Below are 20,507 nucleotides of genomic sequence, written 5' to 3' on the forward strand. Positions count from 1 at the left end.
GCGTGGACAACCCCTTCGGCGAGATCGTCTTCAGCGGCCAGCTCTACCTGGCCATTCCCATCGCCGTGCTGGCCGGGCTCGTCTCGTTCGCCTCTCCCTGCATCCTCCCGCTCGTGCCCGGCTACCTGGCCTACATCGGCGGCTTCACCGACGGCAGCTCGACCCCCGCGCGCGGCGACCGCCGGGGCCGCAACCGTCTGCTGCTCGGGGTCCTGTTGTTCATCCTCGGCTTCACCCTCGTCTTCGTGCTCACCGGTGTCATTTTCGGGGTTGCCGGATTCTGGCTGAACCAGTATCGAGATGCGATCACCCGCATCGCCGGCGTCGTGGTAATCCTGCTCGGCCTGGTGTTCGTCGGCCAGTTCGGTTTCGCGCAGCGCAGCGTGAAGGCAACCTGGAGACCGGGGATGGGCCTGGCCGGCGCTCCTCTGCTCGGCGCGGTCTTCGCCGTGGGCTGGACCCCCTGCACCGGCCCCACGCTCACGGCCATCAACTCTCTCAGCCTGACCACGGGCTCTCCCTGGCAGGGGGGACTGCTGGCCCTGTTCTACGCGCTCGGGCTGGGCATCCCGTTCCTTCTCATCGCGCTCGGCCTCAGCTGGGCGACCGGAGCCGTTTCCTTCCTGAAACGGCACGTCAGGGCTATCAACCTGTCTGGCGGTCTCCTCCTCGTTCTCATCGGCGTGCTCATGGTCAGTGGCGTGTGGAACGCCTGGCTCCTCGACCTGCAAGGAACGATCGGAAGTTATGTCCCGGCCATCTGACCATTACGACGCCCCGGCCTCCGCGGGAATCGTGCAACCGCACCTCGGCTTCGCAGGCTGGCTGCGCTGGTTCTGGCGCCAGCTGACGAACATGCGCACCGCGCTGTTCCTTCTGCTGCTTCTCGCGATCGCCGCCGTGCCGGGATCCCTGGTACCCCAGCGCAGCTCCGACCCGAACGGGGTTACCCAGTACTTCGCCGACAACCCCGACCTCGCACCGCTGCTCGACACGGTTCAGGCGTTCGACGTCTACTCGTCGGCGTGGTTCTCGGCCATCTACCTGCTGCTGTTCATCTCGCTGATCGGGTGCGTCATCCCGCGCACCAAGCACCACTACCTCGCGCTGCGGGCCAAGCCGCCGCGCACCCCCGCCCGCCTGTCCCGGCTGGCCGGCTTCACGGCGCGCATCGCTCCGGCCGGCACGGATGCCCAGGCCGCCGTCGAGTCCGCCCGCAGGCTTCTGAAGACCAGCGGCTACCGGGCGGCCGTCTTCGAGAATCGCGGGGAGACCTCGGTCTCGGCCGAACGCGGCTACCTGCGTGAAACCGGCAACCTGGTCTTCCACTTCGCCCTGGTCGGCATCCTGATCACCGTCGGTTTCGGTGGCGGCTTCGGGTTCAGCGGCCAACGTGTACTGGTCGAAGGGCAGACCTTCGTGAACACCCTGCTGGCCTACGACTCGTTCAACCCCGGCCGGTTCTTCAACGACACCAGCCTCACGCCCTATAAACTCACCCTCGACAACTTCGACGTCACCTACGAGGAGGAGAACCTCAAGGCCTACGGCCAGCCGATCGACTTCACAGCAGAGGTCACCATCACCCCGCGGGGTGAGGCCGCAGAGGCCAGTCAGGTGAAGGTGAACGGGCCGGCCCGCACCGGCGGCACCGACGTCTACCTGCTCGGCAACGGCTACGCCCCCACCCTCACCGTAAAGGACCCGAACGGGGTGGTCGTCTTCACCGACTCTGTGCCGTTCCTGCCGCAGGATGCCAACCTCACCTCCCTCGGCGTGATCAAGGTTCCCGACGGGCTCGCCGAGCAACTCGGCATGATCGGCTTCTTCTACCCGACCCAGGCCACCGCGGATTCGGGGGCCTTCTTCTCCTCCTTCCCTGACCTCGAATACCCGCTGCTGACCCTCAACGTCTACTCGGGAGACCTGGGGCTCGACGCGGGCGTGCCGACGTCGGTCTACTCGCTCGACATCGACAAGATGACCCAGCTCACCGGGGGCAAGACCGGCGTGGAGTCGATCGAGTTGAAGCCGGGGGAAACCCGGGAACTGCCGAACGGCCTCGGGTCCGTCACTTTCGACGACGCCAACCCGGGGGCGCAGAACGGGGACTTCTCTGGTTCGGTGCTGCGGTTTGCCTCGTTCGACATCCACCACGACCCCACCCAGCTCTGGGTGCTGTCCTTCGCCGTTCTGGCCCTGCTCGGCCTGCTGACGTCACTGTTCGTGCCACGTCGGCGGGTCTGGGTGAAGGCCGTGCCGGAGCAGGACGGCTCGCTGCGCCTCGAATACGCGGGTCTAGCCCGGGGCGAGGACCCGACCCTGGAATCCGCCGTCAGCGACCTCGCCGATCGGCACACGGACCTGCTGTTATCCTCCCAATCGGCCACCCCGGCATCCGAACAGAAATAGGCTGTCATCGTGAATCTCAACGAGCTCTCCATTCTGAGCCTCTACTCGGCCATGGCGGTCTACGCCCTCGCGTTCATCGCCTTTTCCTTCGACCTGGCCAAGCGCTCCGCGGCGGTCACCTCCGCCACGGCGGCAGACGCACAGGTGCGCCGGGCCGCATCAGCGCGCGCGGAAGCGGCCGGCGCGGCGGGCGGAACCACCACCCTCACCCGCATCAGCGCTCGCATCGCGAACGACGCGGTCACCCCCTACGGCCGCTCGGCCAGCCTGCGGGTGGGCGTCTCGCTCACCGTGCTGGCGTGGCTGATCCACCTGGTGTCGGCGGTGCTCCGCGGCGTGGCCGCCGAGCGCGTCCCGTGGGCGAACATGTACGAGTTCGCGATGACGGGCACCCTGCTGATCGTCTCGGTGTTCCTGATTGTGCTGACCCGCGCCGACCTGCGCTTCCTCGGCACCTTCGTCACCGGCATGGTGCTGGTGCTTCTCGGCATCGCGGCGCTGCGCTTCTACGTCGAGGTCGCGCCCCTGCCGCCGGCCCTGCAGTCGGCTTGGTTGGTCATTCACGTCTTCGTCGCCTCGCTGGGCACGGGCTTCTTCGCACTCGGTTTCGCCCTCTCGACCGTGCAACTCCTCCAGTTCCGGCGTGAGTCGCTCCTCGCGTCCGCGAAGAGCGGTCGGCTGCGGTTCCTGGCCACCCTGCCGTCGGCGGCCACGCTGGAGAACCTGGCCTATCGGGTCACCATCATCGGCTTCATCCTGTGGACCTTCACCCTCATGGCCGGCTCGATCTGGGCCGAACAGGCCTGGGGCCGCTACTGGGGCTGGGATACCAAGGAGGTCTGGACGTTCATCATCTGGACCCTCTACGCGGGCTACATCCACGCCCGCGCGACCCGTGGCTGGCGCGGATCACGGTCCGCCTGGTTGTCGATCATCGGCTTCGCCGCCGTCATGTTCAACTTCGGCATCGTCAACGTCTTCTTTAAGGGCCTGCACTCCTACTCCGGCCTCTAGACCAGGGGTCCTCGCTCCTAACGAATTCGACGGAGATTTCGGCCGGATCGCCGCCAAACAGGTCGAAAACCCTCTTCTTGCGCAGAATCTCCGTCGAATTGGTTCAGTCGGCGAGTAGCGCGTAGCAGCGGGTCAGGCGGGCCAGCCACCAGTCACGCCGATCGTCCGCGGCTGCGTAACGCTCCAGCAGCTGCGGGTCGGGGGTCACCCGACGCACCGGGATGCCGCCGTCGACCGGCAGCAGCGGGTCGGTGGTGACATCCGCGGCAAGGAGCGACGCCGTGCCGAGTCCGCAGTCGAAGTTGAGTTCCGGAATCGCGGCGGCCAGGTGGGCGCCCATCGAGATGCCGACCGAGGTGTCGAGGGCGCTTGAGACCACGGCGGGCAGCCCAATCTGGTTGATCAGCGCCAGGGCGGCGCGGATTCCGCCGAGCGGCGCGGCCTTGATCACGAGGATGTCGGCCGAACCCGTGCGGGCCACCAGCAGCGGGTCCTTGGCGCGGCGTACGCTTTCGTCGGCGGCGACGCCGACGTCGAGGTAGCCGGTGCGGCGGCGGATCTCGGCGAGTTCCTTGATGGTGGCGCAGGGCTGCTCCACGTATTCGAGGTCGAACTCGTTGAGGGCGTGGATGGCGTGCTCCGCCTCATCGACGTTCCACAGACCGTTCGCGTCGACACGGATGCGCCCCTCCGGCCCGAGCACACGGCGAACCATGCGCACGCGTGCCACGTCGTCGGCGAGGGTCTGACCGGGGTCGGCGACCTTCACCTTGGCGGTGCGGCAGCCGGGGAACCGGGCGAGCACGCCGGCGACCTCGTCGGCGGTGACCGCCGGCACCGTCGCGTTCACGGGGATGCGTCCCCGAAGCAGGGGCGGCGTGGCCTGCCAACCGAAATCGAGGGCGGCCCGCAGCCAGGTGGCAGCCTCCGCGTCGTCGTATTCGGCGAACGGGGAGAATTCCGCCCAGCCTTCCGGTCCCTCCACGAGCAGGGCCTCGCGGGTGTCGAGTCCGCGAAACCGCGTCGCCAGGGGCAGGGCGACGACGCGGGCAGTTCTGAGCAACTCAGCAAGTGGTGGCAGCATGTTCCCAGTGTGCCAGCCGGGGACTCTCCCGGGGAACGCCGGTCAGGCGGGGAACGCCGGTCAGGTCAGAGCACGTCCTGGTTGAACGCCGCGTCCACCTCGAGATCGATGTCCGGGCCGTTGTGCGGCTTGACGTTGAGAATTGCGAAGGGGATGCCCGGCGCGATCAGCAGGTAGGCGTCTTCGAAGCGCCCGCCGCCACTGTTCACCCGCAGCCAGTAGGGCTTCCCGGCCAGGAACGCGGTCTCAACCTCGGTCTGGATGGACTCCAATGACCGGCCGCCTAACGAGTACTCCGCGCCGCCGTAGACAATATCGACTCGGATCACGCTTCGTCCTTCACCAGTACTGTCGCGGGTCAATGTGGTTCCGGCACGAGCTGGAGGCCCCCGGAGGAATTGGCCGAAAGCATGAGGGCTTCGATCCATTCGCGGTTGAGGCTGGGGGAGCGCCCGCCGAAATACTTATAGGCCAGGGGTATCGCGGGATGCAGCCAGATCGTGCTGCGGCCGTCGCCGCCCTGGGGGTCATCTCGCCACGTGAAATAGAAACACTCGCCGCGTCGCAACTTCGCCCCGATGACGACCTGGATATGGGCGAGGACCCGGTCGTCGAAATCTGCTGTCAAAGACGAGTTGTACGTGAGCTTGCCCATATATCCCCCGATAACAAAGTTCTAAGTGAGAATAGCGTGAAGTCGCCAGCACCGCTACGCTCCGTTCAGGGGGGACGGCCGAGGTTCAGTCCCGCAGGTACCGCTCGAGTCGGAGGACCTTCAGCAGGGCCAGTGCGCGCTTCTCGATCTGGCGCACCCGTTCCCGGGTCACGCCTTGAACGACGGCGATCTGGTCCAGCGTCTGGGGCGCGCCCCCGTCGAGAACGAACCGGGACATCAGGATCGACCGCTCCCGCGGCGGCAGGGCACTCATGTAGAAAACGATGTCCGAAGCCCGCATGGTGAGCACGGCGTGCTCCTCGGGCTGGGCCATGCCGCGGTGGACGGCTTGGCGGATCCAGCGGGTGGCGTGAGTGGAGAATTTGTAGCCGGTCATGAAGTCATATTTTTCGACGGCGCGGACGAGGCCGATGTTGCCGTCCCGCACGAGGCCCATGATGGGCATTCCGCGTCCGGAATAGTGCTTGGCGATGCTGTCCACCAGGCGCAGATTCGCTTCGATGAAGTGGTTCTTCGCGCGGCGGCCGTCATGGGAAATCCAGGCCAGCTCGCGGGCCAAGGACGGGTCGTCGACTCCGTGGAACAATTTTTCGACGGCGAACAGCCCGACCTCGATGCGCTGCGCGAGGGTCACCTCGTCGATGGCGGTGAGCAGGGGCCCCTGCCGATGCGGCGCAGGTAGTCGCCGAAGGCATCCGTCGATGTGCTGTAGCGGGAGGGAGCGGTCGACGGAGCGGAGGTGAAATTCGCTGACGCTGACGCTGACGCCGGGGTCGGGGGCTGATTCGCGGTCGGGAGCTTGAGTGCTCCGGGGGCTGGGTCTCTTGCGTGGCCGTGCTCATCGCAGTGCCGTTCCGCTGGGTGCCGGACGGAGGGCGAGACTGGCCGTGGCGCGGTCAAAGGATGAGAAGTACGCTCGCTCCCGGGGGCGGCCGAAATCCGTCACTTCGAAGGCGTCGTCCACGCGCTGGATGAAGCCGACCAAGGCGGCCGGATCGCCGTCCGCGATCATCCGGTCGCTGATGCGCCATTCCGTGGGGGAGAGTTCGTTGATCCCGATATTTCTCGCGGGTGGGGTGGGGATCGTTTTTCGTGTGCCATTGTCGGCCATCACTGCCTCCGAGTATTTTTAATAGCTCAGTACACAGGGTGGAAACGACGGCCTCAAGGGGCTTGACTTTGCCGCTCAAACGGGGATGCCAACCAGCTTCCGAGAGGCCCACGGCCAGCCGCATTCCGGCGCCGCAGGCCCGCGTAGGCTGGGTGCATGATCGAACAGGTTTCCGAAATCTTCGACCCGACCCAGTGGCAGGAAGTCGCGGGCTTCGACCGCCTCACCGACGTCACGTACCACCACGACGTGACTGGGAGGATCGCCCGGGTGGCGTTCAACCGGCCCGAGGTGCGGAACGCGTTCCGCCCGCACACCGTCGACGAACTGCACGCCGCCCTCGAGGACGCGCGCGTCAACCCGCGCATCGGGGTGGTGCTCCTGACCGGCAACGGACCCAGCCCGAAGGACGGCGGTTGGGCGTTCTGCTCGGGCGGGGACCAACGCATCCGAGGCCGGGATGGCTACAAGTACGCCGAGGGAGAGACCGCGTCCGGGATCGACACGGCACGCGGCGGCCGGCTGCACATCCTCGAGGTGCAGCGGCTGATCCGGTTCATGCCCAAGGTTGTCATCGCGGTCATCCCCGGCTGGGCGGCCGGCGGCGGGCACTCCCTGCATGTGGTCTGCGACCTCAGCATCGCCAGCGCCGAGCACGGCAAGTTCAAGCAGACGGATGCCGACGTCGGCTCCTTCGACGCCGGCTACGGCAGCGCCTACTTCGCCCGCCAGGTGGGGCAGAAGACCGCGAGGGAAGTGTTCTTCCTGGCCCGCGAGTACTCCGCGCAGCGCGCCTTCGAGATGGGGGCCGTGAATGCCGTGGTGCCGCACGGTGAACTCGAGGTGGAGGCGCTGGATTGGGCCCGCACGATCCTGACCAAGTCGCCCACCGCCATCCGGATGCTGAAATTCGCTTTCAACGCCGTGGACGACGGCCTGGTCGGCCAGCAGGTGTTCGCCGGGGAGGCCACCCGCCTGGCCTACGGCACCGACGAGGCGGTCGAGGGGCGTGACGCGTTCCTGGAGAAGCGCGACCCCGACTGGGGTCCCTACGACTGGCAGTTCTAGGCGACCATGTTCCGTCGGCTGAGGGTGGTGCCGGTCCGTGACCCGCTCGACCTGATGACCCCGTTGCGCCTCGCGCTGGCCGACACCGGCGACGCCGTGCTGCCGGTACCCGGCCGGCAGGAGGCCGCCGGGCGGCTGAGCCTGCTGCGCGTACCCCGTCAGGTGGCCGTGGTGATCGAGACGTCCGGATCGACGGATGTGCCCAAGCGCGTGATGCTCAGCACCGACGCCCTGCTGAGCAGCGCCGCCGCCTCCAGCGTGCGCCTCGGCGGCTCCGGTCAGTGGCTGCTGGCCCTGCCCGTGCACTACATCGCCGGGGTGCAGGTGCTCGTGCGCTCGATCGTGGCCGACACCGTCCCCGTCGTGCTGCCGAGCGGCCACTTCGACCCGGCCGTGTTCGCCGCCTCAGCCGGGCGCCTCACCGAGCCGCTGCGGTTCACCGCCCTGGTTCCGGTGCAGCTGGCCCGGCTGGTCGCCGCGGCCGCAGACGACCCTCATCTGCTGGCCGCGCTACGCCGCTTCGACGGCATTCTGGTCGGCGGCCAGGCGCTGCCGTCGCTGCTCGCCGAGCGGGCCGTCGACCTCGACCTGCACGTGTTCGCCACCTACGGCTCGTCGGAAACTTCCGGCGGTTGTGTCTACAACGGCACCCCGATCGGCAACTCCGAGGTGCGCGTGGTCGATGGGCAGCTGGAGATCGCGGGCTCCGTGCTCGCCGAGGGGTACCTCGGTGACCCCCCGCGCACCAGCGACCGCTTCCTCGAGGTTCACGGGGGACGCTGGTACCGCACGGGTGACCTGGGCGAGGTGGATGCCGCGACGGGCCTCGTGCGCGTGCTCGGGCGAGCCGACAACGTGATCATCTCCGGCGGCGAGAAGGTGTCGCTCGACGCGGTCGAGCGGGTCGTCCGGTCGCTGCCGGGCTTCGGCGAGGCCGTGGCGGTGGGGCGGCCCGACGTCACGTGGGGCCAGGTCCCGGTGCTGGTCGTGCCGGCGGAACCCGGTGCGGCCGGCCTCCCCGAGGACTCCCTCGAGAGAATCGGGGAAGCCGTGGCATCCGTGCTGGGCAAGGCGGCCAGGCCCGCGTGCCTCGTGCGGGTCGCGTCGATCCCGCAGCTTTCCACCGGCAAACCCGACCGTCTTGCCCTGGGCCGGATGCTCGCCGATCTCTGAGCTGCCGAGCTACCGAGCCACCGAGCCACCGGCACGTACTATGAAGGCGTGGCACACGGAGCGCGGCCGGTCAGGCCCTCACAACAGCGATTGAATCCCTCGGCAGCGACCTCTTCGGCGGCCCGGAACGGGAGGTCGGGCAACCCGGCCCGGCGGAACGCCCCCGCCGGCCGCGGCCCGGCGCGAACCGGACCGGCCACGGCAGGAGACTGGGTCTCCGGAGCACGCCTGCGCACCCTCCCGCTGGCTATCGCACCGGTGGCCCTCGGCACCGGTGCGGCGATCGTCGTGAGCGGCCCCGGCGTCTTCCATCCGGTACGAGCGGTGCTCGCCCTGATCGTGGCCCTGTGCCTGCAGATCGGCGTGAACTACGCCAACGACTATTCCGACGGTATCCGCGGCACTGACGCCAACCGGATCGGCCCGGCCCGGCTGACCGGCGGCGGAGCCGCCCAGCCCCGTGCCGTACTCACGGTGGCCCTCGCATTCTTCGCGCTCGCCGCGCTCGCCGGCCTCACCCTGGTGGTGCTGACCGGTCAGTGGTGGCTGCTGCTGGTGGGTGTCCTCGCCATCATTGCGGCCTGGTTCTACACCGGCGGACGCAAACCGTATGGCTACTTCGGTCTCGGCGAGGTCTTCGTCTTCGTGTTCTTCGGCCTTGTGGCCACCGTCGGTACCACGTATGTGCAGGTCGGCACCGTGAACACCGAAAGCTGGCTGAGCGGTGTCGGGATCGGCCTGATCGCCATGGCCGTGCTGATGGTCAACAACCTGCGCGACCTGGAGCCGGACCGGGCATCCGGCAAACGCACCCTCGCGGTGCTGATCGGGAGCATGGCGTCGCGCGTCGTGTTCTGCCTGTTCCTGCTGCTGGCGTTCGCGATCGTCGCCTTCTTCGCGGTCTTCTACCCGCTGGCCTGGCTGACGTTTTTCGTGCTGCTGCTGGCGGCGCCGGCCGGGTTGATCACGGTGACGGCGACGACCTCGACCGAACTGGTGCTGGCCCTCAAGCTGACCAGCATCTCGGCGTTGGCCTACGGGCTGCTACTGGCTCTCGCGTTCGCGCTGTAGGTCGGCATCGGCCGCCCGCGCATCGGCCCGGTCGAGGGCAGCATCCTCGGACACGGCGTCGGGGTGCGCCGACTCCGTATCGGGGTGCCGCGCCTGGTAGAGGCCCAGCGCGACCTTCTCGCGAGGCTTCCGCAAGAAGATGAAGGAGAGCGAGGCTCCGATCACAGCGGCGGCGATCGCGGCAAGCCACCACTCGATCCGGAGGAAGAGCATCACGGCGAGCGGAACGGCGAACAGGAGCACGCGGAAGACCGAATAGGACACCCAGGCGGGAACAACATTCATGGCCACAGTTTAGATCGCCGGGCTGTGCGCTCACTCACCGATCTCACGGGTGGGAGCCATACACTGTGGGAATGGTTCGCCTGTGGTTCGCTCTTGGAGTCGTCGTCGTCGTCCTCACCGTCTACGCGCTGGTGGATTGCGCGCTCCTGCAACGATCCCGGGTTCGCGGGCTACCACGCTGGGTGTGGATGTTCGTGATCGTGCTCATTCCCGTGATCGGGCCGGTACTGTGGCTGCTGATCGGCCGCGGCCGTGCCAGCACGGGCAAGATCGTGCGATCGTTCGCCCCCGACGACGACATCGACTTCCTCAAGGGTCTGGAACGGGCCACGTCCGACCAGGAACGACTCCGTGCCCTCGAGCAGGAGCTTGCCGACCTCGACGCTCCGGATCCCCGGGACCTCGGTGCGGCAGGAACCACCGACACGACAGGAACCTCCGGCACGACCGGTCAGGGCGGTAAGGGCAGTCAGGCCGGCCAGAACGGCCAAGCCGGGTTCGAGCCGAAAAAATCCGAGCCGGGCGAAGGCGACCTGCCTGGCCGGCGGGATGCCTGACATCGCGTCGAGCGGTAGCCCGGCCACAGACTTCAGCTTCTCTCTCCTGGGTGAATTCGTGCGTCTGGGCGTGCGCGACCTGGTTCTCAGCCCGGGCGCCCGGTCGCAGGCCCTTGCTTTGGCCGCCGCCGAACTGGAGCGGATCGGGCTGATCCGGCTGCACGTGCGCCTCGACGAGCGCGGCGCGGGCTTCCTCGCCCTCGGCCTAGCCGTCGAGGCCGGCCGGCCGGCGCTGGTCGTCTGCACCTCGGGCACGGCCGTGGCGAACCTCCACCCCGCGGTGCTCGAGGCGCACCACTCGGGGGTGCCCATGATCCTGCTGACGGCCGACCGGCCGAGCGAGCTGCGCGGCATCCGTTCGAACCAGACCACCGTGCAGCCCGGTCTATTCGGTGTGGCGACGCGCCTGTGCGTGGATGCGCCCGCACCGGAGGGTGCGGCCGGCGAGCACGCCGACGCCATTGCCCTGGCCCGACGGGCGACGGATGCCGCCACCGGCGCCACCTCGCTCGATCCGGGCCCGGTGCAGCTCAACCTGGCGTTCCGGGAGCCGCTGTCGGCGCCGGTGGCGCTGACTCCCGAAGCGATCTCCGGCCCGGTCGGACTCGCCGAGTCGGCCGCGGTGCTCGCCGCGCCCGTCGTGGACGCTTCCCCGACCGAACCGGTCTTCCCGGTCACGGGCGGACCGCGTACCGTGGTCATCGCCGGCACGGGCGCCGGCCCCGAGGCCGAGGAATTCGCGCGTACCGGCGGCTGGCCGCTGCTGGCCGAGGTGTGCAGCGGCGCCCGGTTCGGCCCGAACCTCGTCTCCGCCTACCGCGAGTTGCTGCTGGCCTCCGACCTCGGCGGGCGGGTCGAGCGCGCTGTCGTGTTCGGTCACCCGACGCTCAGCCGTGAGGTGCCGGCCATGATCGTCCGCGAGGGTGTGGAGACCATTGTGGTGGCTCCCACCGGCACCGAATGGTTCAACCCCGGACACCGGGTGCGCGTATTCGCCCGCGCCGCCACCCCAGACGCCGTGGCCATCGCAGCGGCCGGCAGCCCCGAGGGGCGGGAATGGCTGGGCCGCTGGGTGATGTCCAGCCGGCACCTGTTGGCCGCGGGAGCCGCCCGCGAATCGATCCCGATCGGTGATCGCGGAATCACCCGCGAAGAGCTGGCCGCCATGCGCGCGCCGGTCACCCGGCCCATGCTCGTGGACGCCGTCTGGCGCGCCTCCTGGCCGCACGACCGTCTCGTTTTCGGTGCCTCCCGGTTGGTGCGGGTGGCCGACCGCCGCGTTCCCGGCAAGAAGATCTCCGTGCACTCCAACCGCGGCCTGGCCGGCATCGACGGCACGGTCGCCACGGCCGTCGGCATCGCCCTGGCCAGCCAGACCGGTCCGACGCCGCAGTCCACCGGGGTCACCCGCCTGGTGGTCGGCGACCTCACCCTGCTGCACGATGTCGGGTCGCTCTTGCTCACCCCGGGGGAGGCGCTGCCGCGGCTCCAGATCATCGTCGGCAACGACGGCGGCGGCACCATTTTCGACGGTCTGGAGGTGGCGGCATCCGCCCGCGCCGACGCGATCAACCGGGTTCTCTTCACCCCGCAGCAGGCCGACGTCGCCAACCTCGCCGCCGCCTACGGCTGGTCATACGGTCTGGCGGCCACCCGGAGCGACCTCGAGCGCGCGCTGACCGCGCCGCACGCGGGGCCGAGCATCCTCGAGGTTCCGCTGGTTCGCTAGGTTTGCCGGGGCGTCTGCGGGACACTGATCCTGTAACGAAGGGTGCACCGTGGCTGGACGTAGCGAGCAGGAATTCTGGGCCGGGGAACCGGGGGCGTTGCTGCGGGTGACGCCGGGGTTCCGGCTCGCGGGCGTGGACCCCGCCTCGACGCCCGGCTTCGACGGGGTGGAGAAGGACAGCGCGGATGAAGCGCTGGCCTCCGGGGCCGGCGTGCTGTCGGACCTGCAGGAGATGCTCTTCGCGAACAGCCGGTCCGGCGACCCGCGCCGCGTGCTCCTCGTGCTGCAGGCCATGGACACGGCCGGCAAAGGCGGCATCGTGCGCCACGTCGTCGGCGCTGTCGACCCCCAGGGCATCCGTCTGTACGCGTTCAAGGCGCCCACGGAGGTGGAACGGTCCCACGACTTCCTCTGGCGGGTGCGCAAACGGCTGCCCGACGCCGGCTTGATCGGGGTCTTCGACCGTTCACACTATGAGGATGTGCTGGTCGGCCGCGTACGCGCGCTGGCCCCGGCGGCGGAGATCGAGGAGCGCTACGGCCTGATCACCCGGTTCGAGCAGGAACTCGTCGACGCCGGCACGACGATCGTCAAGGTCATGTTGCACATCGGCTCCGACGACCAGAAGGAGCGCCTGGCCGAGCGGCTGGAACGCGCGGACAAGCACTGGAAGTACAACCCGGGCGACATCGAGGAACGCATGCAATGGGCCGCCTACCAGGAGGCGTACCAGCTCGCCCTCGAACGCACGTCGACCGTTGCCGCGCCCTGGTTCGTAGTGCCGGCCGAGAAGAAGTGGTACGCCCGCCTGGCCGTGCAGCACCTGTTGATCGACGCCCTGCAGCGTCTCGACCTGACCTGGCCGTCCGCGACCTTCGACGTCGAGGTCGAGAAGGCCCGCCTCGCCGCGACCTGAGTGTGTTCGTTCGGTCGAGAGTGGCCCGCGGAGCGGGCACTCTCGCCCGGAGTGGGGATCCTCGCTGCGCGGAGTCTGCGGAGGCTTCTCAGCCGAAGGCCTCCACGACGGGGCGGAACTTCATGCGGGTTTCGGCGAGCTCGCGCTCGGGCTCGGAGTCCAGCACGATGCCGCAGCCAGCGTAGGCCGTGACGCTGCCGGCGGGGCTGACCTGGGCGCAGCGCAGGGCGATTGCCCACTCGCCGTCGCCGTCGGCGCCGACCCAGCCGACCGGGCCCGCGTAACGGCCCCGGTCAAACGGCTCGAGTTCGCGGATCAGGGCGAGCGCCGTCCCGGTGGGCGTGCCGGCGACCGCGGCCGTCGGGTGCATGGCGGCGATCAGGTCGAGCGAGTTCGATCCGTCGCTCAGGGTGCCCTCGACATCCGTTGCCAGGTGCCAGAGGTTCGGCAGCTTCACGGTGAACGGGATCTCGCTGGTGATGAGGTGAGAGGTGTGCGGGCGGAGCGAGGCCAGCACGCTCTGCACCGCGAAGGCGTGTTCGTCGCCGTCCTTGGCGGAGGTGGCCAGCTGGAGGGCTGCCTCCAGGTCGGAGGCGGCATCCGCGCCCCGCGACATCGTGCCGGCGAGCACGCGGGCGTTGACCTCGCCGTGGTCGGCGCGGATGAGGGTCTCCGGGCTGGAGCCGACGAGGCCGTCGACCGCGTAGGTCCAGCAGTCGGGGTAGCCCAGCGCCAGCTCGCTGACGGCGCGGCGCAGGTCGGATTCTGCCGGCAGCCGCCCGACCAGGTCGCGGGCCAGCACGACCTTGTTGAGGTCTCCGGAGGCGATGCGGGACACGGCTTCGCCGACCGCGTCGCGGTACCCGGCGGGCGGTAGCGCGCCCGGCAGCAGGGAGATGCGGTATTCGGTGCCGAGAGGACGGCGAGCCAGGGGAATCTCCGGCGGCGTGGTGCCGGTCGGCCAGATGCGCGTCACCCAGCATCGGCCGTTGTCGCGCCCGATGACGACCTGCGGCACGATCAGCACGCTGGTCTGGGCCGAGGAGGCGTCGAAGGCGAAGGCTCCGAAAGCGAGCAGGCCCGTGCCGGTGCTTTCGATCGGGTCGGACACGGTGGCGGCGGCCGCGACGTCGCGCCAGGCGGTGGCGGCATCCGTCAGCCGGGTCGCTCCGGAGAACTCGAGCCGCAGGGCCGTGCCGATGCCGGCCAGACCCTGGTTGCGCCGCATCCAGAGCAGCGGTGCTCGGGTGTCGAGCAGAAGAATCAGTTGGCGGATGTCGGCGATGGGGGTGGTTTCAACCGTTAGAGCCTGAGCATTCACCTGCATAGCCTATGCCAGAGGCTGTGGAGAGCCCGGCGTGTCCGCGGGCAATCTAGACTGTGGGAGTGAGTAGAGCAGACCTCAATAAGCAGCCCGAGCAGGTCGCTGCCATGTTCGACCAGGTCTCCACCCATTATGACCGCACGAATGCCGTTCTCTCGGTAGGGAACGCGGCCCTGTGGCGGATGGCCGCGACCCGCGCCGTGAACCCCCGGCGCGGCGAACGCATCCTCGACATCGCCGCCGGAACGGGCACCTCCAGCGTCGCGCTGACGAAGACGGGCGCGCACGTTGTGGCCGCCGACTTCTCTGAGGGCATGATCGCGGTCGGCCGTTCACGCCACGCGGACAACCCGCAGGTCGAGTTCGTTCAGGCCGATGCCACCGCGCTGCCGTTCGCCGACAACGAGTTCGACGCCGTGACCATCTCGTTCGGCCTGCGCAACGTGGTCGAGCCCAAGAAGGCCCTGGCCGAGTTCTACCGGGTGACCAAGCCTGGGGGGCGCGTCGTGATCTGCGAGTTCTCCACGCCGCCGTTCGCACCGATCCGGCTGGGCTACTTCGCCTACCTCACTCGCGTGATGCCGATGATCGTAAAGCTCGCGTCCTCCAACGCGGAGGCGTACGACTATCTGGGCGAGTCGATCGCGGCCTGGCCGAATCAGCAGACCCTCAGTGCCTGGCTGCGGGAGGCGGGCTTCGACGCCGTCGCCTACCGTAACCTGACCTTGGGTATCGTGGCACTGCATCGCGGCGTCAAGCCGACGGATGCGTCAAACGCACCGTCTTGAATCCTCCCAGATCCGATCGTTAGGCTGACAGAGTGAAACCGAGCATGCCCCTGTTCCGTCGCGGCTCATCCGTGACGAGCCAGCTCGGCCTCAGCGATCGCATTTTCTCGACCGCCCAGGACCGTGGCCTCGCCGCGGGCATCGACGGGGGAATCGACCAGGTCGAGGCCAGTCTGCTCGCCGAGGTGACCTTTGCCGACGAGATCGCGAACGTCACCAGCCGCTACCTGCTCAACGCGGGCGGCAAGCGCGTGCGCCCCATGCTGGCACTACTCACCGCCCACCTCGGTAGCGGCAACCACGCGGACGTCATCACCGCGGCCACCGCGATCGAGATCACCCACCTGGCCTCGCTCTACCACGACGATGTGATGGACGACTCGGACAAACGCCGCGGGGTTCCGAGCGCGCAGACCGTGTGGGGCAACTCGGTGGCGATCCTGACCGGGGATCTGCTCTTCGCCCGCGCCAACCAGCTGATGGCACGGCTGGGCGAACGGGCCATCCGTTTGCAGGCCGACACCTTCGAGCGCCTCGTGCTCGGCCAACTGCACGAGACCGTCGGTGCGCAGCCCGGCCAGGACCCCGTGGAGCACTACATCCAGGTGCTCGCCGACAAGACCGGGTCGCTGATCGCGGCGGCCGCCCAGGCGGGCATCATCTTCTCCGACGCCCCCTCCGAGTTCGAAAAGCCGGTGATCGCGTTCGGCGAGAAGATCGGCGTCGCCTTCCAACTCATCGACGATGTGCTCGACCTCTCCCCGCAGCCGGAGGAGACCGGCAAGGTGCCCGGCACCGACCTGCGCGCCGGGGTGGCCACCCTCCCGCTGCTGCGCCTGCGCGAGCGCGCCCCGCACGACGCCGACGCCGCCGCCCTGCTCGAACGCCTCGAACGCGACGTGATGGCCAGCAACGGCGTCGCGACCGCTGCGGCGGACTCCGCGATCACCGCGCTGCGCGAGCACGACGTGACCGGGCAGACCCTCGCCGAGGCGCACGGCTGGGCGCATGACGCGGTCGAAGCCCTCGCCCCGCTGCCGGACGGCTCGGTCAAGAAGGCCCTCACCCGTTTCGCCGACACGATCGTTGAACGATCCAGTTAGACGATCAAGCTAGAAAGGCTTCCATGACCAAGTTGCGATTGGCCATTGTCGGCGCGGGACCTGCGGGTATCTACGCCGCCGACATCTTGCTCAAGGCGGAACGGAACTTCGAGGTTTCGATCGACCTGTTCGACCACCTGCCGGCACCCTACGGACTTGTGCGCTACGGCGTCGCCCCGGACCACCCCCGGATCAAGGGCATCATCACGGCCCTGCGCGATGTGCTCGACCGCGGCGACATCCGCGTCTTCGGCAACGTGCGGTTCGGTATCGACATCACCCTCGACGATCTGAAGAAGCACTACAACGCCGTCATCTTCGCGACCGGGGCCGTGCGCGACGCCGACCTGGACATCCCGGGCATCGACCTGGACGGGTCCTACGGGGCCGCCCGGTTCGTGAGCTGGTTCGACGGGCACCCCGACGTGCCGCGCTCCTGGCCGCTGGAGAGCCAGGAGGTTGCCGTCATCGGCAACGGCAACGTGGCGCTCGACGTCGCACGTATGCTCGCCAAGCACGCCGACGACCTGCTGAGCACCGAGATTCCGACGAACGTCTACGAGGGACTCAAGGCATCGCCGGTGACGGATGTGCACGTGTTCGGCCGCCGTGGACCGACCTCCGTGAAGTTCACCCCGCTGGAGCTGCGGGAACTCGGCGACCTGCCCGATGTGGACATCGTCCTCTACGACGAGGACTTCGACTACGACGATGCCGCGCGGGACGCCGTGGCCAGCAACAAGCAGGTCTTCGTGATCGACAAGGTTTTGAACAAGTGGCGGGAGCGCCCGGTCGGCACGGCCAGCCGCCGCCTGCACCTGCACTTCTTCGCCAAGCCCGTAGAGATCGTCAACGACGGCGAGGGCCGGGTCGGCGCCATCCGTTACGAACGCACCACCCCCGACGGGCAGGGCGGCGTCGTCGGCACCGGCGAGATCCGCCAGCTCCCGATCCAGGCCGTCTACCGCGCCGTGGGTTACTTCGGGTCGCCGCTGCCGGGCGTTCCCTTCGACAGGAAGCACGGCGTGATCCCCAACCGGGAGGGGCAGGTTCTCTGGAAGGGCGACCCATCGTTCGGATCGAAGAGCGCCAACACGCAGCTGTACGGCGTCTACGCGACCGGGTGGATCAAACGCGGACCGGTCGGGCTGATCGGGCACACGAAGTCCGACGCCATGGAGACCGTGCGGCACCTGATCAACGACCTCGGCAACTGGTGGCGCCCGGAGTCGCCCTCGGAGCAGAGCATCGTGGACCTGCTCGACGAGCGAGGGGTGCAATACACGAACCTCGACGGCTGGCACCGGCTCGATCAGCACGAGCTCGCGCTCGGCTCCGACGAGGGTCGCGTGCGGGTCAAGGTGGTTCCCCGCGACGAGATGGTCACGATTTCCCGCGGCGTGAGGTAGACGCGCGTGGCGCCCTGGCTGTCGATTGTCGCCGGTCTGATCGGCGCCGCACTCGGGGTTTTCCTGACCGGGATTGCCGAACGGATGCTGCGCATCCGCCGCCGCTTCGCCTGGCCGGTGCGTGCCGCGGTGACCGTGTCGACCGGCCTGCTGGTCGCCCTGGTCGTGTGGGAGTTCGGGGTCGGGTGGGAGCTGCCGGCGTATCTGTACCTGGCACTGATTGCCGTGGTGCTCAGCGTCGTCGACATCAACGAGAAGCGTCTGCCGAACGCGTTGGTCTACCCCTCGCTGATCGTGCTACCGATACTGTTGACGCTCGCGGCGGCGGCATCCGGGGCCTGGCAGGCCCTGCTCGGGGCCTTCCTTGGCGGTGCCGCGCTGTTCGCGTTCTATCTCGTGCTCGCCCTGATCTCGCCCGGCGGCATTGGCATGGGCGACGTGAAGCTGGCCGCCGTGATCGGCCTTGCGCTCGGCTACCTGGGCTGGACCCCGTTTCTCGTCGGTGCTTTCGGCGCCTTCCTGATCGGCGGCCTGGTCTCGCTGGTTGCCCTGACGCTTCGCCGGGTGACCCTGCGGGGCTCCATCCCGTTCGGGCCGTCCATGCTCGCCGGGGCCTTCCTGGGCGTGCTGTTTGCCTGAATTTCCCCCCCCGGCGGGGGGCCAGGACGTTCGCTGAGACGGGGCTACGGTGACGCTGTCGCCGACCCTACGGCGAGTTCGCTTCACCCGAGGAGTACCTGTGTACCCGAATCTTCCTGCCCGCGGCGCGCCCGGAGACACCTCCCGCGCGATTCCCTGAGCCACTCGAACTGACCGGCCCGAACCCGAATGACGGCCTCGCTCGCGACAAGCCCACGTCGCGAGTCATTGTCATGCCGCTTTCGGATTTCATCTAGCGCTCATTCAGCTACCCCTAAGACAGGGGCCCCCCCTTTTGGGGTGTAGTGAGGTTTTCTCGACGAACGTAGCTTGTGGTCATTCGCTCGGCCGACCTGGCCGGCCCACACAGAACGGAAAACCCGAGATGAAGTTCTACACCAAAATTCAGGCCCTCATGAACAGCCTGCGCACCGACGAAGAGGGCGCCACCGCAGTGGAGTACGGCCTCATGGTCTCGCTCATCGCCGTCGTCATCATCGGCGCTGTCGGCGCAATCGGCCTCGCCCTGACGGGGATGTTCAATGGCGTTGCGGTCGACCTCGGCGGCACCCCCGGCTAACCGACGCGTGGCCGGCGGAGACTGACCGCCAGAACCCCGTGCGCCGGCGGCGGCTTGCCAAGGCGAGCCGCCGCCGCCCGCACTCACCCCCGACTTTCACCCGCAACGCCAGGCCTACCCGAAGGGGCCACCAAATGATGCGTTTCCTCCATCGACGAGGCGAACGCGGCGCTGCCGCCGTGGAGTTCGCGTTCGTGCTGCCCATTCTCCTGCTGCTGGTGCTCGGCCTCATCGAGTTCAGCCGGCTCTACAACATTCAGATTTCGCTGTCAAATGCGGCCCGCGAGGGCGCCAGGAACATGGCGATTCACAACAGCCAGTCGACGGCCAAGGCCGCGGCCATCGCCGCCGCCCCGTCAATCAGCCCGAGCATGTCGGGCGGCCAGATCTCGATCACGCCCGCGGCGTGTGCCGCCAACCAGGCCGTCACGGTCACCATCACCTACAGCGTGTCACTTCTGACCGGTTATTTCGGCACCACGCTTCCCCTGACCGGCAAAGGAGTCATGCTATGCGGTGGTTGAATCGTGGGCTTCGTTCCGAGCGCGGTGCGAGCGCTGTGATGGTCGGTATCCTGCTCGTGCCTCTGCTGGGGTTCGTGGCGATTGCAGTCGATGTCGGGGCCCTCTACGCGGAACGCGCACAGCTTCAGAACGGCGCGGATGCCGCCGCCCTCGCCATCGCCCGCGACTGCCAGGACGGTGACTGCACCGATCCGGCCGGCGCCGCCGCGCGCTTCACCAACGACAACGCGAATGACGGCGCCGCCAACGTGCTGGCACCGAGCATCAGCATGGCTAACAAGACCGTGACGGTCTCCGACAGCACCCGCGTCGCCGGCACCAATGCAGGGGCCATCAGTCACCCCTTCGCCCGGTTCATCGGCGTCGACCCTACGACCGTAGGCGCGACCGCCACGGCGCAGTGGGGCGGCCCGGGGTCCGGCCCCGTGCTCGCGCTCGCGCTGTCCTGGTGCGAGTTTCAGGAGTCGTTGGCGGCGTCGGGCAAACATGTGACCATCCGCACCGATACCAACAAGATCTGCAAGCACGCTCCCTCAGAGGAAGTCATCCCCGGGGGATTTGGTTGGCTTGACAACGCCAACGCCTGCGTGGCGATCGTCAACTTGAGTCTCAACCTTGACGCGGCCGGGCAGCTCTGGGTGGGCAGCGACGCCGGCGGGAGTGTGAACACCGACTGCAAGTCGAAGCTGGAAAGCCTCAAGGGCACGACGGTGCTGGTGCCGATCTATGACCGCGTTCGTGGCACGGGAACCAACGCCGAGTATCGCATCTTCGCCTTTGCCGGGTTCACCATCACCGGCTGGAACTTCCCGTCCACCAAGGTCCTCGATCCACTGGCCCCGCTCTGCCCCGCCGCAGCCCCAACAGCTCCCAAGGCTCCCAAGGACCCCAAGGCCCCTAAACCCTGCGATGAAAGCGACAAGAGCAATAACTGGAACGGCATCCAGGGCTACTTCAATAAATGGGTCTCCATCGACGGGGCGTTCGGACTGGGCGGGCCTCAACTCAACGCAACCAGCGTCAACCTAATCAAGTAGGAGCTGC

23 protein-coding genes are annotated in these 20,507 nt (G+C 68.3%); 16 read left to right on the forward strand and 7 right to left on the reverse strand.

What is annotated here, in order from left to right; all coding sequences use genetic code 11:
• Nucleotides 1-2: 2 nt before the first annotated feature.
• From E3T34_RS07025 to ccsB, 3 genes are read left to right on the forward strand one after another with little or no spacing between them, the layout of a single operon-like run.
• On the forward strand, nt 3-764 hold the full coding sequence (locus E3T34_RS07025) for a cytochrome c biogenesis CcdA family protein (RefSeq protein ID WP_134342559.1): 762 nt from the start codon (nt 3-5) through the stop codon (nt 762-764).
• Nucleotides 748-2,412 carry a cytochrome c biogenesis protein ResB gene (locus E3T34_RS07030; RefSeq protein ID WP_104170474.1) on the forward strand — a complete coding sequence of 555 codons (1,665 nt, stop codon included), beginning with the start codon at nt 748-750 and terminating at the stop codon, nt 2,410-2,412. Before E3T34_RS07025 ends, E3T34_RS07030 begins: the two co-directional genes overlap by 17 nt.
• A 51-nt stretch (nt 2,413-2,463) precedes the next feature.
• On the forward strand, nt 2,464-3,426 hold the full coding sequence (ccsB, locus tag E3T34_RS07035) for a c-type cytochrome biogenesis protein CcsB (RefSeq protein ID WP_104100780.1): 963 nt from the start codon (nt 2,464-2,466) through the stop codon (nt 3,424-3,426).
• Nucleotides 3,427-3,529: 103 nt separating this feature from the next.
• Here the strand turns inward: ccsB and E3T34_RS07040 are convergent, their stop codons facing one another.
• The 5 genes from E3T34_RS07040 to E3T34_RS07060 form a co-directional block, all read right to left on the reverse strand.
• Nucleotides 3,530-4,510 (reverse strand): o-succinylbenzoate synthase, encoded by a 981-nt coding sequence (locus tag E3T34_RS07040; RefSeq protein ID WP_134342560.1) that lies wholly within the window; start codon nt 4,508-4,510, stop codon nt 3,530-3,532.
• Nucleotides 4,511-4,575: 65 nt separating this feature from the next.
• Nucleotides 4,576-4,839: a hypothetical protein gene (locus tag E3T34_RS07045; RefSeq protein ID WP_104100694.1), complete on the reverse strand. Its 264-nt coding sequence runs from the start codon at nt 4,837-4,839 to the stop codon at nt 4,576-4,578.
• A gap of 29 nt (nt 4,840-4,868) precedes the next feature.
• Complete coding sequence (locus E3T34_RS07050; protein ID WP_104100695.1) at nt 4,869-5,165, reverse strand: ATP-dependent DNA ligase; 297 nt, start codon at nt 5,163-5,165, stop codon at nt 4,869-4,871.
• A gap of 85 nt (nt 5,166-5,250) precedes the next feature.
• A complete protein-coding gene (locus tag E3T34_RS07055) occupies nt 5,251-5,820 on the reverse strand; it encodes a sigma factor-like helix-turn-helix DNA-binding protein (protein WP_134342561.1) in 570 nt (189 codons plus the stop codon).
• A gap of 204 nt (nt 5,821-6,024) precedes the next feature.
• The gene (locus E3T34_RS07060; protein WP_104100697.1) at nt 6,025-6,297 is read right to left on the reverse strand and encodes a hypothetical protein; all 273 of its coding nucleotides are present in this window, start codon (nt 6,295-6,297) and stop codon (nt 6,025-6,027) included.
• 156 nt (nt 6,298-6,453) lie between these two features.
• Between E3T34_RS07060 and E3T34_RS07065 the strand changes: the two genes are divergently transcribed.
• From E3T34_RS07065 to E3T34_RS07075, 3 genes are all read left to right on the forward strand, one after another.
• On the forward strand, nt 6,454-7,365 hold the full coding sequence (locus E3T34_RS07065; RefSeq protein WP_104100698.1) for a 1,4-dihydroxy-2-naphthoyl-CoA synthase: 912 nt from the start codon (nt 6,454-6,456) through the stop codon (nt 7,363-7,365).
• A 6-nt stretch (nt 7,366-7,371) separates the two neighbouring features.
• Nucleotides 7,372-8,538, forward strand: a complete 1,167-nt coding sequence (locus E3T34_RS07070; protein ID WP_134342562.1) for an AMP-binding protein — start codon at nt 7,372-7,374, stop codon at nt 8,536-8,538.
• Nucleotides 8,539-8,628: 90 nt separating this feature from the next.
• Nucleotides 8,629-9,609: a 1,4-dihydroxy-2-naphthoate polyprenyltransferase gene (locus E3T34_RS07075; RefSeq protein ID WP_134342563.1), complete on the forward strand. Its 981-nt coding sequence runs from the start codon at nt 8,629-8,631 to the stop codon at nt 9,607-9,609.
• On the opposite strand, the gene E3T34_RS07080 is transcribed toward E3T34_RS07075, so the two are convergent.
• Entirely contained in the window at nt 9,583-9,894 is a 312-nt protein-coding gene (locus E3T34_RS07080) for a DUF4229 domain-containing protein (RefSeq protein ID WP_104100699.1), read from the reverse strand. The two genes, E3T34_RS07075 and E3T34_RS07080, sit on opposite strands and share 27 nt — an antisense overlap.
• Before the next feature lie 71 nt (nt 9,895-9,965).
• On the opposite strand from E3T34_RS07080, the gene E3T34_RS07085 reads away from it, so the two are divergent.
• The 3 genes from E3T34_RS07085 to E3T34_RS07095 are packed head-to-tail and all read left to right on the forward strand — an operon-like array spanning nt 9,966 to nt 13,096.
• Complete coding sequence (locus E3T34_RS07085; RefSeq protein ID WP_134342564.1) at nt 9,966-10,451, forward strand: PLD nuclease N-terminal domain-containing protein; 486 nt, start codon at nt 9,966-9,968, stop codon at nt 10,449-10,451.
• The gene (gene menD, locus E3T34_RS07090; RefSeq protein ID WP_104100701.1) at nt 10,444-12,180 is read left to right on the forward strand and encodes a 2-succinyl-5-enolpyruvyl-6-hydroxy-3-cyclohexene-1-carboxylic-acid synthase; all 1,737 of its coding nucleotides are present in this window, start codon (nt 10,444-10,446) and stop codon (nt 12,178-12,180) included. Before E3T34_RS07085 ends, menD begins: the two co-directional genes overlap by 8 nt.
• 49 nt (nt 12,181-12,229) lie before the next feature.
• A complete protein-coding gene (locus tag E3T34_RS07095) occupies nt 12,230-13,096 on the forward strand; it encodes a PPK2 family polyphosphate kinase (protein ID WP_104100702.1) in 867 nt (288 codons plus the stop codon).
• An 88-nt stretch (nt 13,097-13,184) separates the two neighbouring features.
• Here the strand turns inward: E3T34_RS07095 and E3T34_RS07100 are convergent, their stop codons facing one another.
• A complete protein-coding gene (locus E3T34_RS07100; RefSeq protein ID WP_233191371.1) occupies nt 13,185-14,417 on the reverse strand; it encodes an isochorismate synthase MenF in 1,233 nt (410 codons plus the stop codon).
• 65 nt (nt 14,418-14,482) lie between these two features.
• Between E3T34_RS07100 and ubiE the strand changes: the two genes are divergently transcribed.
• The 7 genes from ubiE (at nt 14,483) to E3T34_RS07135 (ending at nt 20,500) form a co-directional block, all read left to right on the forward strand.
• Entirely contained in the window at nt 14,483-15,208 is a 726-nt protein-coding gene (ubiE, locus tag E3T34_RS07105) for a bifunctional demethylmenaquinone methyltransferase/2-methoxy-6-polyprenyl-1,4-benzoquinol methylase UbiE (protein ID WP_134342565.1), read from the forward strand.
• 32 nt (nt 15,209-15,240) lie between these two features.
• Nucleotides 15,241-16,311: a polyprenyl synthetase family protein gene (locus E3T34_RS07110; RefSeq protein ID WP_369827960.1), complete on the forward strand. Its 1,071-nt coding sequence runs from the start codon at nt 15,241-15,243 to the stop codon at nt 16,309-16,311.
• Nucleotides 16,312-16,334: 23 nt separating this feature from the next.
• Entirely contained in the window at nt 16,335-17,720 is a 1,386-nt protein-coding gene (locus E3T34_RS07115) for an FAD-dependent oxidoreductase (RefSeq protein WP_134342566.1), read from the forward strand.
• A 6-nt stretch (nt 17,721-17,726) separates the two neighbouring features.
• Nucleotides 17,727-18,359 (forward strand): A24 family peptidase, encoded by a 633-nt coding sequence (locus E3T34_RS07120; RefSeq protein WP_134342567.1) that lies wholly within the window; start codon nt 17,727-17,729, stop codon nt 18,357-18,359.
• A 385-nt stretch (nt 18,360-18,744) separates the two neighbouring features.
• Nucleotides 18,745-18,939 (forward strand): Flp family type IVb pilin, encoded by a 195-nt coding sequence (locus E3T34_RS07125; RefSeq protein WP_104100708.1) that lies wholly within the window; start codon nt 18,745-18,747, stop codon nt 18,937-18,939.
• A 134-nt stretch (nt 18,940-19,073) separates the two neighbouring features.
• The gene (locus E3T34_RS07130) at nt 19,074-19,463 is read left to right on the forward strand and encodes a TadE/TadG family type IV pilus assembly protein (protein ID WP_241977359.1); all 390 of its coding nucleotides are present in this window, start codon (nt 19,074-19,076) and stop codon (nt 19,461-19,463) included.
• On the forward strand, nt 19,451-20,500 hold the full coding sequence (locus tag E3T34_RS07135) for a TadE/TadG family type IV pilus assembly protein (protein WP_134342568.1): 1,050 nt from the start codon (nt 19,451-19,453) through the stop codon (nt 20,498-20,500). The genes E3T34_RS07130 and E3T34_RS07135 overlap by 13 nt, the downstream gene beginning before the upstream one ends.
• Nucleotides 20,501-20,507 lie beyond the last annotated feature (7 nt).

The sequence above is a fragment of the Cryobacterium sp. TMT1-62 genome (genome assembly GCF_004403145.1).
GTDB classification, from domain to species: Bacteria; Actinomycetota; Actinomycetes; order Actinomycetales; family Microbacteriaceae; genus Cryobacterium; species Cryobacterium sandaracinum.